The sequence below is a fragment of the Apilactobacillus ozensis DSM 23829 = JCM 17196 genome (assembly GCF_001435995.1).
GTDB lineage: Bacteria > Bacillota > Bacilli > Lactobacillales > Lactobacillaceae > Apilactobacillus > Apilactobacillus ozensis.
This window is the reverse complement of record NZ_AYYQ01000005.1, coordinates 39,420-50,271: the sequence shown is the minus strand read 5'-3', so window position 1 is coordinate 50,271 and position 10,852 is coordinate 39,420. Positions and strand designations below refer to the sequence as shown.

The 10,852-nt window shown below is 32.4% G+C and carries 8 protein-coding genes and 1 tRNA gene; 8 read left to right on the top strand and 1 reads right to left on the bottom strand.

The window, feature by feature from the left end; all coding sequences use genetic code 11:
• The first annotated feature begins 67 nt into the window (after positions 1 to 67).
• Positions 68 to 140: transfer RNA gene (locus FD06_RS01955), tRNA-Thr, on the top strand.
• Between the two features lie 40 nt (positions 141 to 180).
• On the opposite strand, the gene helD is transcribed toward FD06_RS01955, so the two are convergent.
• On the bottom strand, positions 181 to 2,460 hold the full coding sequence (gene helD, locus FD06_RS01950; RefSeq protein ID WP_056965758.1) for an RNA polymerase recycling motor HelD: 2,280 nt from the start codon (positions 2,458 to 2,460) through the stop codon (positions 181 to 183).
• Between the two features lie 320 nt (positions 2,461 to 2,780).
• Here helD and trpS point away from each other — a divergent pair, with 320 nt between their 5' ends.
• The 7 genes from trpS (at position 2,781) to metG (ending at position 10,796) form a co-directional block, all read left to right on the top strand.
• The gene (trpS, locus tag FD06_RS01945; protein WP_056965757.1) at positions 2,781 to 3,800 is read left to right on the top strand and encodes a tryptophan--tRNA ligase; all 1,020 of its coding nucleotides are present in this window, start codon (positions 2,781 to 2,783) and stop codon (positions 3,798 to 3,800) included.
• Between the two features lie 27 nt (positions 3,801 to 3,827).
• Complete coding sequence (locus FD06_RS01940; RefSeq protein WP_056965756.1) at positions 3,828 to 4,760, top strand: Ppx/GppA family phosphatase; 933 nt, start codon at positions 3,828 to 3,830, stop codon at positions 4,758 to 4,760.
• Between the two features lie 105 nt (positions 4,761 to 4,865).
• Positions 4,866 to 6,116, top strand: a complete 1,251-nt coding sequence (locus FD06_RS07565) for a hydroxymethylglutaryl-CoA reductase, degradative (RefSeq protein WP_056965755.1) — start codon at positions 4,866 to 4,868, stop codon at positions 6,114 to 6,116.
• A 3-nt stretch (positions 6,117 to 6,119) separates the two neighbouring features.
• A complete protein-coding gene (locus FD06_RS07560; protein WP_056965754.1) occupies positions 6,120 to 7,082 on the top strand; it encodes a hypothetical protein in 963 nt (320 codons plus the stop codon).
• Between the two features lie 24 nt (positions 7,083 to 7,106).
• On the top strand, positions 7,107 to 7,817 hold the full coding sequence (locus FD06_RS01925; RefSeq protein WP_056965753.1) for an NAD-dependent protein deacylase: 711 nt from the start codon (positions 7,107 to 7,109) through the stop codon (positions 7,815 to 7,817).
• Positions 7,818 to 7,832: 15 nt separating this feature from the next.
• Positions 7,833 to 8,678 (top strand): DUF72 domain-containing protein, encoded by an 846-nt coding sequence (locus FD06_RS01920; protein WP_056965752.1) that lies wholly within the window; start codon positions 7,833 to 7,835, stop codon positions 8,676 to 8,678.
• A gap of 72 nt (positions 8,679 to 8,750) precedes the next feature.
• On the top strand, positions 8,751 to 10,796 hold the full coding sequence (metG, locus tag FD06_RS01915) for a methionine--tRNA ligase (protein WP_056965751.1): 2,046 nt from the start codon (positions 8,751 to 8,753) through the stop codon (positions 10,794 to 10,796).
• Positions 10,797 to 10,852 lie beyond the last annotated feature (56 nt).

Here is a 10,852-nt window from a genome sequence, read left to right as displayed (position 1 = left end):
GTAGGACGTTGCCACGCTCATTGAAAAAAGCTTTCGATTTATTTCGAAAGCTTTTTGTGTAATACACGCCGTTTTAGCTCAGGAGGTAGAGCGTTTCCATGGTAAGGAAGAGGTCCCGGGTTCAAATCCCGGAAACGGCTTAAATAAAAGAGGTTCTCTAATATTTTTAGAGAACCTCTTTTATATTTTATAATCAATAATTACCTTGTTTTCATGACTACTAATGATATTAGAAACTTTTCCTATGCTTACCAAAGTTAATTGATGCATTGCTCTAGTTATTATTGTGTACAGAGTTCCTAATAGCTTATTACTATAACTGTAATTTTCCTGTGATACATTCCATGCTATTACAGAATCAAACTCAAGTCCTTTTGCCAAATATACGGGTATAATTATTAGACTTTCTTCAGGTATAGATCTATCTTTATCAGACATTAAGGTAACATTTATTGTGTTATATAGATGTCTATATAGATACTTTGCTTCCTGCATATTTTTAGTTATAATGGCTTTGTTTTTATTGCCTAAACTTTTGATTTCTTTCAAAATACTATCGATAGCTTGATTTTCATTTTTTCTTATTAGTATTTTAGGCATTTTTCCTTTACGGTTAAATGGTTCTATATCATTGTTTTTAGGTAAAATGGATTTTGCAAAATTAGTTATTTCATAAGTTGAACGATAAGAACGATTTAATTTAATCAGCCTGGAGTGATTAGTTGGAAACGCATTATTTAATTTTTGTAAAAGCTGTTCAGGAGTTTCTACATTTTTAAATAAAGCTTGTTCACTATCGCCCATTAGGTTTAATTTTGCGTTAGGGAAAGCATGCTTGATATAAGTTAACTGGGCTATTGAGTAGTCTTGCATTTCATCGACAAATAAATATTTTATTTTTTGATTTTGTCCATCTCCAGTTAAAATAGATCTTAAATATAATAGCGGAGCAACATCGTCTAATGATATTTTATGGAACTCGAGGTTTTGAGAGAATTCTTTAATAACTTTATTTGGTATGATTTTTTCATCTAAGCTATTTAAAAAATTCATATATTGAATGTATGGGTCAAAAAAGTTTCCATTGAATATAGCATCGTAAACCTTTTGCAATTTATTTTTTACAATAGTTTTAGCAATATAATTTCTTTCGTCAATTTCATCTTGAAACATTGAAATTTTATAATCTTTCAGTAAATCATGATATTGCTCTGAATTTAAATTATCGATAGCCTTATCAACCCAGGGCTTACTTACAGAATCATTAATTATTTTCTTTAGTTCTTTTATTAGTGTATTTTTAGTTTGTAAAAATTTGTCTTTAGACTGCATTAGTTTTGGTAATTCATCATATATAGATTCAATATGTTCTTTACTGAAGTAAATTTCACCATCTAGACTAATGTTGTTAAAAGCAATTTCAGATCCGTCAATTTTATTACAATAGTTTTCAATAGCTTTGATAAATTGATTACTTCCCTTTATTTCAGATACATCATTTTTTAATTCATGGTCTGAACTGCTTATTTCGTACTTATCGAAGATTGTTTCAACGTTTAAGCCTTCCAATCGATGAGCTACAAACTCTGAAAAAGTTACTTGTTGCATATTTCTTTCTCCTAAACTAGGTAATACATCAGAAATATATCTAGCAAACAATCTATTAGGAGAAAATAAAACTATCTGATCAGCATCCAATGAATCACGACTATGATAAAGCAAAAAGGCAATTCTTTGAAGTAGAGTAGATGTTTTTCCAGAGCCGGCAGCTCCTTGAACAATTAATAAATCACTTTTGGTATCTCTAATAATGTCATTTTGTTCTTTTTGAATTGTAGAAACTATATTCTGCATTTTTTCATCATTATGCTGTCCTAAAACATTTTGTAGCATTTCATCACCAACAGTTTCATTGGTGTCAAACATATTTTTGATTTGACCAGCTTTAATTGAAAATTGTCTTTTCTTCTTTAGTTCAGTTTGCTGATTGCCAACTGGTGTTTGATAACTAGTTTTACCAAGTGTTCCATTGTAATAAATGCTAGAAATTGGTGCTCGCCAGTCGTAAACTAAAAATTCTTGATTTTTATCTACAAAGGAAGAAGTTCCAATGTATAGTTTTTCAATTTCTGGTTCATCATCATCTTTAATATCAATTCTGCCAAAGTAGGGAGAATCAGCTAGGTCTTTTAATTTTTTTAATTGATTATTGATAATACTTTCATTTTCAACAACTCGATTTACTAATCCACGTTGTTGTTGTAATTCTGCTGATGTTTCAATTCGATCATCAACTTCAAAATAGTTAACAGAGGTATTGTTACTATAATTAGTTTGAACGTTTTTAGTTTCTTGTTTAGCTTTTTCATATTCTTTACTGGTATCTTCAATTTTTGCGTTAACTTTTTTAACGACTGCGTTAACTCTATTTTGTTCCAGTTTAATTTCGTTAGAATTCATCTAATACCTCCATTGATTTATTAAATTCGACAAATTATTGTAGTTATTAAAACTTGATATGTCAATAATTATTGCTTTGACATCAATAATCAAATCCAGTAAAATGTAAATGATTATGTAGTAGTGAAGCCAATCGAACAGAGAGATTATTGATAGCTGAAAAATAATCTGGCAACATGAATTGGAGATTATTAAAAGGGTAGTTCCCTTATCACGAAAGTGGCAAAATATATTTTGCAATTTAGGTGGTACCGCGTTTTAAACGTCCTATTGGTTTTATTTCCATAGGGCGTTTTTCTTTTTATGAAAGGATGATATATATGACAGACAGAAAAGTTATTTTAACAGGTGATCGTCCAACTGGCAAGTTACACATCGGACATTATGTAGGTTCATTAAGAAACAGAGTGCAATTACAAAATTCTGGAAATTATGATACTTACATTATGATTGCTGATATGCAAGCGCTAACTGATAATGCTCGTGATCCTGAAAAAATTAGACATAGTTTAATTCAAGTGGCATTGGATTATTTAGCAGTAGGTATTGATCCTAAAAAATCTACTATTTTAGTTCAATCACAAATTCCAGCACTAAATGAGCTTACGATGCATTATTTAAATTTAGTAAGCGTTTCACGTTTGGGTAGAAATCCAACCGTTAAAAATGAAATTCAACAAAAGAAATTTGGTCAAAGTGTGCCTGCTGGTTTCTTTATTTATCCAGTAAGTCAAGCAGCTGATATTACAGCTTTTAAAGCCGATACAATTCCGGTTGGTGAAGACCAAGAACCAATGTTGGAACAAACTCGTGAAATTGTTAGAAGCGTTAATGGAATATATGGTAAAGATATCTTAGTAGAGCCAGAAGGTTATTTCCCACCTAAGGGGATGGGTCGTATCCCAGGGTTAGATGGTAATGCTAAAATGAGTAAGTCTTTGAATAATGCCATTTACCTGTCTGATGACGAAGATAAAATTAGACAAAAAGTAATGTCCATGTATACTGACCCCAATCATATTCATATTGAAGATCCTGGTAAAGTTGAAGGCAATACAGTTTTTACTTACCTTGATATTTTTGCGGAAGATAAGGATAAAGTTAGTGATCTAAAGGCTCAATATCGTCATGGTGGCTTAGGTGATGTCAAAATTAAGAAGTACTTAAATGAAGTGCTTCAAGCTCACTTGAAACCTATTAGAGAACTTCGTGAAGAGTATGCTAAAGATGAAGCAGCTGTCTATGAAATTTTAAAACAAGGTAGTGCCAAAGCTAATCTTGTAGCTAATAAAACACTTCAAGAAGTTAGAGACGCAATTGGAATTAACTATTTTAACTAATTTTTAGTGGTTAGAGAGGGGGATTGGATGGATAAATTAGTAGTTGTGGATGTAGGTTCCAATTCCGTAAGGATGTCTATTTATCAAATTAATAGATATGGATACTATCAGGAAATAAAGCGGATGAAAAGTGATAGTCGTCTTTCCGAAAATATGGGATCTGGTAAAATTTTGAAGCCTGCCGCAATTAATAGAACCATTCAAGCTCTTCATTCATTTAAAAATGTATATAAAAGAATGAAAAATATTACAGTTTTGTCGATAGCCACAGCAGCTGTTAGACAGGCACGTAATCAAAAAATATTTTTAAATAAAGTGGAAAAACAGCTTGGCTTAAAAATTAGAGTTTTATCTGGTAATGAAGAAGCTTATTATGACTATTTAGGTGTTATCAATCGTGTAAAGATGAATGATTACTTATTAGTTGATATTGGTGGAGCTAGTATTGAACTAGTCAGAGTACGTAGTAAAAAACGTAAAAATCTAATTAGTTTGCCCATTGGAGCGGTTAATATCTCTGAACGATTTCATTTAAATGAAATGCCTTCAGCAGCAGATTTATTCAGTGCACAACGTTTTTTGAAAAGGGTTTTTCATCAAGTTCCGTGGCTACAAAAAGCTAGTCATTATCAGTTAGTAGTTTTAGGTGGAGCGGCTAGAACTTTAGCTAGAGTAAATCGTTATCGTCAACATTTTGGTTATAATGATAATTTAAATGGTTATCATCTTAACCAACATCAGATTTTTACGACCTATGAAAATCTTTTAAGTAGAGACTATCATAGCAGGCAATCTGTACCAGGAATAGAAAAAGATAAAGCTGATATTATAGTTGGTGGATTACTGCCGTTAATAACCTTAATTGATGAATTAGATTCTAGAAGAATTGTATTTTCAGATGGTGGAGTGCGAGAAGGTTTAATTAACGAATATGTTAATAAGTATTATAAACACAACTAAATTAGGCTTTTAGTTCAATTTGAATTAAAAGTCTTTTTAAGTATTATTAACATATAAATGTTATTATTAGCCTATATTAAGTATGTGATGGGGTGCGTTTGGCGTATGCAAGAATTTAGACATTTTTATATGAAAAGTTACAATGATAGATTAGATTTGATAAGTAAGTTTTCCAACATTGATATTACTTACGCGCAAGATAATGTTGATTTTAGTGAGTTAAATAATAACTTAATTGAAAATTATCTAACAGATTATTCATTACCAGAGGGAATTTGCGTTAATTTAAAAATTGACGGTAAACAATATGTAGTCCCAATGGTTACTGAAGAACCATCTGTGATTGCGGCAGCTAGTAACGGGGCTAATCTTTTGAGTTCGGGTGATGGGATTGAATCAATTGTGCCTAATCGAATGTTAACTGGTCAAATAATTATAAAAACTGATAATTATAATTTATTATACGGTTACGTTAATAATCATGTCGTAGACATTATAAAGATAGCTAATGCCGCGCATCCCTCAATTATTAAATATGGCGGTGGGGCTAAAAAATTAAATATTCGTCGTTTAGATGATAACTATTGTTCAATAGACCTATCGGTTGATGTGGGTGAAGCAATGGGTGCTAACATTATGAATACGATGTTAGAAGCAGTAGCTAGTTTTTTAAGAAACCGCTATGGTGATGATATTTTGATGAGTATTCTATCTAATTATGCGACAGACAGTTTAGTTACAGTTAACGGTGTCGTTAGTTTCAACTATTTATCTAAAACCAACGGTGCTGCAATAGCCGAAAAAATAGTCGAAGCGAGTCACATTGCTCAAATTGATCAATATCGTGCTACTACCCACAATAAAGGAATCATGAACGGAATTGATGCAGTAACGATTGCGATGGGAAATGATTGGCGAGCTGTGGAAAGTTCGGTGCATGCTTATGCTGCTAAAGACGGTCAATATCGGGGATTAAGTCGTTGGATGGTAGACAACGAACGAAAAAAACTAATTGGGACAATGACGCTTCCACTAGCATTAGGTTATGTTGGAGGAGTTACTAAAGTATTTTCAAAAGTAAAACTCAACCATAAAATATCGCAAATAACTTCAGCCAAAGAATTAATGTCAGTTACTGCTAGTGTGGGTTTAGCACAGAATTTGGCAGCTTTAAAGGCTTTGGTAACTGAAGGAATTCAAAAAGGTCATATGCATTTACAATTAAAGTCACTAGCAATGACTGCTGGTGCAAAAGCTAATCAAGTTAGTATGGTTGTTAATAAATTAAGAAAAATGCAACATCCAAATATTAACGATGCAAAACATATAATACAAAAAATTAATGAAGGTGAATAATAAATGAATATTGATTTAAATCAAGATACACAAAGTTTAATTAATGTCGTAAATAGATTCTTTCCAGGTAAGGTAACGGTTCAATTCGTTGGACAATTACAAGCTGGTTATGTTCGTCATGATCAAGCTCAAGTAGTTCAAGATGGTGAAAATATCTACATTCAAGTTTCTGACTTATCAGCACCTAATTACACCGCTTCACATGAGCTATTACACGTATTAATGACATTAAGAGGTTTTCCACAAATTTTCTTTAGTTTGACCTCAGGGGATGAAAAACTCGATGAACAGCTCCAAATTATGGGGACTGAATTATTTGATATTGTCTCACATATTGTAGTGGTATCAGAACAACGAAAGCATGGCTTAATTGACGATAACATTGAGGATATGTACTTAAAGGGTATCCAAAATACAATTAGACCAGAGCCAGAAAAATTAGACAATGAGATGGAGTTGCGCCTATTAACTTTAATTGATGCGCATGTATTCTATGGCGATAAATTTGACGAAAAAGTGCGTAAAGTTTTAGAAAAAGACTATCCAGTTTCACTTAAGGCTGCTGATGAAATTTATAAAATGATTACAGAAAAGCCTACTGATTCACCATTTGGATTACGTAGAAACGTTGTTAAATTATTTAGAGCTTTTGATGAACAATTAAAAGCATGGGGACTACCTGCACTGCATAACAATGACTTTACTACTGTTTCAAGCGTTTTATCTGAACGTCAATTAGGTTTGAAAGTTAATCAATTATTTGAAATATTCCATTCAGACTTGCATGAAATGAAAACTCAGCGTCGTGCATATGTAGGATTTAATAAGACGGATAACCAAAACTCATTTGTTATTCCTGCCCCAACTGGTATGGAAGATAGCCCAGCTTACTTTAAAAAAATATATGATAAAAGTGTAAAAGAACTATTTGAAGACTTACAAATGCCTTATATTATTAGAAAATAAATAATGTTTAGGAGGAATGTTTATATGGATAGTGAAATTCAATCGATTTTTGATAATGCACAACATATTGTGTTTTTAACTGGTGCCGGCGTTTCGACGCCTTCAGGGATTCCCGATTATCGTTCTAAAAACGGGTTATATTCGTCATCTGAAAAAGGCAAACCGGCGGAATATTATTTAAGTCACGCTTGTTTAGTTAATGAACCGGATACTTTTTACGACTTTGTGAAAACAAATATGTATTTTCCAGATGCTAAACCAAATATAATTCATGATAAGCAAGCGGCCTTAACTCAAAAGGGCAAAGCCTCAATTATTACGCAAAATGTAGATAATTTATATAAAGTTGCTGGTGCCCAAAATTTGATTGAGTTTCACGGTAATCTATATAACGTTTCATGTGATCGATGCCATCAAAGTGTTAATTGGCAAGCATATTTAAAGAATCCATTGCACGAAAATTGCGGTGGAATATTGCGTCCAGACATTGTTTTGTATGATGAAGGTTTAAATGAACAAAACATTATGCATAGTGTCAAGTTAATGGAAAATAGCGATTTAATAGTAATTGTTGGAACTTCAATGCGGGTGTATCCATTTGCTGGATTACTAGATTACCGTAATCCACAAGCCCAAGTAATTGCAATTAATAAGGAAAAGTTAAACTTTGCTTTTCCATTTATGATGCTGCAAACGGACGCTTCTGAATTCTTTAAGCAGTTAAAAATCAATTAATTTGGAGATGCTATTTTGATTACGATAGGTTTAACCACTTGGAGTGAGCATCCTATTTTAAACGATGGTAACATGCCGGTTAGTTTAAATGCCTATGCAGCTTATTTTCCCACGGTAGAAATTGATAATTCATTTTATGGGGTTCCACGAGTATCTGTAGTTATCGACTGGGTCAAAAAAGTTCCGAGTAGTTTTCAATTTATTATTAAAGCGAATCAGTTTATGACTAAACACGATTTAAGAGGCTCTCATGAGATTAGTACTTTAGCGAGACACTCAACTTTTGATAATTTTGTTCATTCAATTGAACCATTAATAAGCTCAAATAAATTAAAAACTATCTTATTTCAATTTCCACCGTTTTTTAATCTTAATCGTGAAAATTTGGATTACTTGTTTGATATTAGAAAACTAATGCCGCATTTACCAATTACTGTCGAATTTAGAAACAGTAGTTGGTACCATAAAAACAATCGTTTAATTACGACTAAAACTTTGCGGCAGCTAAATTTTACTGAAGTGATAGTTGATGAACCGCATAGTCTTAACACAGGAGTACCATTTTATCCAGTAATAACTAATTCTAATTTAACGATGATTAGACTGCATGGTCGTAATAATCAGGGATGGAATAATCGCAGTAAGAACTGGCGTAAAGAACGTACTTTATATCGATATTCGGATGAAGAACTATCTAATTTAGCTAAAATTATTGATAAACTAGATAAAAAATCAAAAGAAGTATGTATTATTTTTAATAATAATTCTGGTAAAGATGCTGCTCCGAATGCTTTAAAGTTAATTGATATTTTGAACCTACATTTTAAAGGCTTATCAGATAGGCAACTAAGCTTGTTTTGATAATTAAAATCAAGCTAAACAAATATGATATAATTGTTACAATAATTTTTAAACAGATTAAGGATGATATAAATGGCAGATAATAATAAAACATTTTATGTTACAACTCCAATTTACTATCCATCTGGACGTTTACACATTGGTAATTCGTACACAACGATTGCTTGTGATGCGTTAGCTCGTTTTAAACGCTCAAATGGTTATGATGTGTTCTTCTTAACTGGTACTGATGAACATGGCTTGAAAATTGAACAAAAAGCAGAAAAATTAAACATGTCTCCTAAAAAGTATGTTGATGACATGGCAGACCAAATTAAAAAATTATGGAAAACTTTGGATATTACAAATGATAAATTCATTCGTACGACTGATGAATATCATGAAAAAGCAGTTCAAAAGATTTTTCAAAAGTTATTAGACCAAGGTGACATTTATCTGGGTGAGTATTCAGGATGGTACTCGGTTTCTGATGAAGAATACTTTACTGAATCACAACTAGCTGAAGTTTATCGTGATGATAGTGGTAAAGTTGTTGGTGGTAAAGCTCCTAGTGGTCACGAAGTGCAACTAGTTAATGAAAAATCTTACTTCTTTAAGATGAGTAAATATGCTGACTGGCTACTAGACTACTACAAAGCACATCCAGACTTCATTCAACCAGAATCCAGAATGAATGAAATGATTAATAATTTCATTAAGCCAGGACTAGAAGACTTAGCAGTATCTAGAACTTCATTTACTTGGGGTGTGCCGGTTAAGTCTGATCCTAAACATGTTGTATATGTTTGGATTGATGCCTTGACTAACTATATTACTGCATTAGGCTATGGTAGTGATAATGAAGATTTATTTAATAAATTCTGGCCAGCTGACGTACAAATGGTAGGGAAAGAAATTGTACGTTTCCATACTATTTACTGGCCAATTATTTTACATGCGTTAGGTTTACCATTACCTAAACATATTGTTGGACATGGTTGGTTAACTATGAAAGACGGTAAGATGTCTAAATCTAAGGGTAACGTTATTTATCCCGATGTTTTAGCTGAACGTTATGGCTTAGACTCAGTTAGATACTATCTTTTAAGAGCAGTTCCATTTGGTAATGACGGCATGTTTACGCCAGAAGATTTTGTTGACCGTGTAAATTATGATTTAGCTAATGACTTAGGTAATTTGTTAAATCGTACGGTTGCCATGATTAACAAGTACGAAAATGGGGTAGTTCCCGAATATAAGGCACCAATGTGTGATGCAGATAAGGAACTTGAACAGGTTGCCCAACAAGTAGTCGAAGCATATAACGAAGATATGAATAAGACTTATTTTGCGGATGCATTATCCAGTATTTGGAAGTTAGTATCACAAAGTAACAAATACATTGACCAAACTACTCCTTGGGTTTTAGCTAAAAGTGACGAAAAAGCTGACAAAGAACAATTATCTTCAGTTATGTCGCACTTGGCAGCTAGTTTAAGATTGATTTCATTGCTAATTAGTCCAATTATGACTGAGACACCACATGAAATCTTTAATCAATTAGGTTTAGATGATAGTAAGTTTGATTTAACTAACTTAAACATTGCTGAATTACCAAGTGGTAGTAAGGTTGCAGCTAAGGGAACTCCAATTTTCCCTCGTTTAGACCATGATGAAGAAGTTGCATATATTAAGAATAAAATGCAAAAATCTGATAAGCAAAAAGGTCGTGCTGCTAAGGAAGCTGCTGCTAAAAAGCAATTTGAAGCTGCTAAACAAGCATCGAAAGAGTCTAAAGATGACAGCAAAGAAATTCGCTTTGACGCTTTTGAAAAAGTAGCTTTACGAGTTGTTCAAATTAAAGCAGTTGAAAAAGTGAAAAACGCTGATAAACTACTAAAATTTAGTTTAGATGATGGAACTAGCGAAGGCCGACAAATCTTGTCAGGAATTGCTAAGTGGTACCCTGATTACGAAAAATTAGTTGGCAAAAAAGTAATTGCCGTAGCTAACTTGAAGCCTAGAAAAATGCGTGGCGAAGTTAGTCAAGGTATGTTATTATCTGTGGAACATGATGATGGCAATGTAGAATTAGTTACAGTTGGCGAACAATTCGAAAACGGTTCTTTACTAGAATAATAATTAATTTAAACGATAAAAAGCCATTAATTATTTTATTAATGGCTTTTTTATTG

Coding starts and splice junctions, on each gene's coding strand:
- FD06_RS01940 (WP_056965756.1), top strand. CDS start 3,828: ATGGATAAATTAGTAGTTGTGGATGTAGGTTCCAATTCCGTAAGGATG.
- helD (WP_056965758.1), bottom strand. CDS start 2,460: ATGAATTCTAACGAAATTAAACTGGAACAAAATAGAGTTAACGCAGTC.
- FD06_RS07565 (WP_056965755.1), top strand. CDS start 4,866: ATGCAAGAATTTAGACATTTTTATATGAAAAGTTACAATGATAGATTA.
- trpS (WP_056965757.1), top strand. CDS start 2,781: ATGACAGACAGAAAAGTTATTTTAACAGGTGATCGTCCAACTGGCAAG.
- metG (WP_056965751.1), top strand. CDS start 8,751: ATGGCAGATAATAATAAAACATTTTATGTTACAACTCCAATTTACTAT.
- FD06_RS07560 (WP_056965754.1), top strand. CDS start 6,120: ATGAATATTGATTTAAATCAAGATACACAAAGTTTAATTAATGTCGTA.
- FD06_RS01925 (WP_056965753.1), top strand. CDS start 7,107: ATGGATAGTGAAATTCAATCGATTTTTGATAATGCACAACATATTGTG.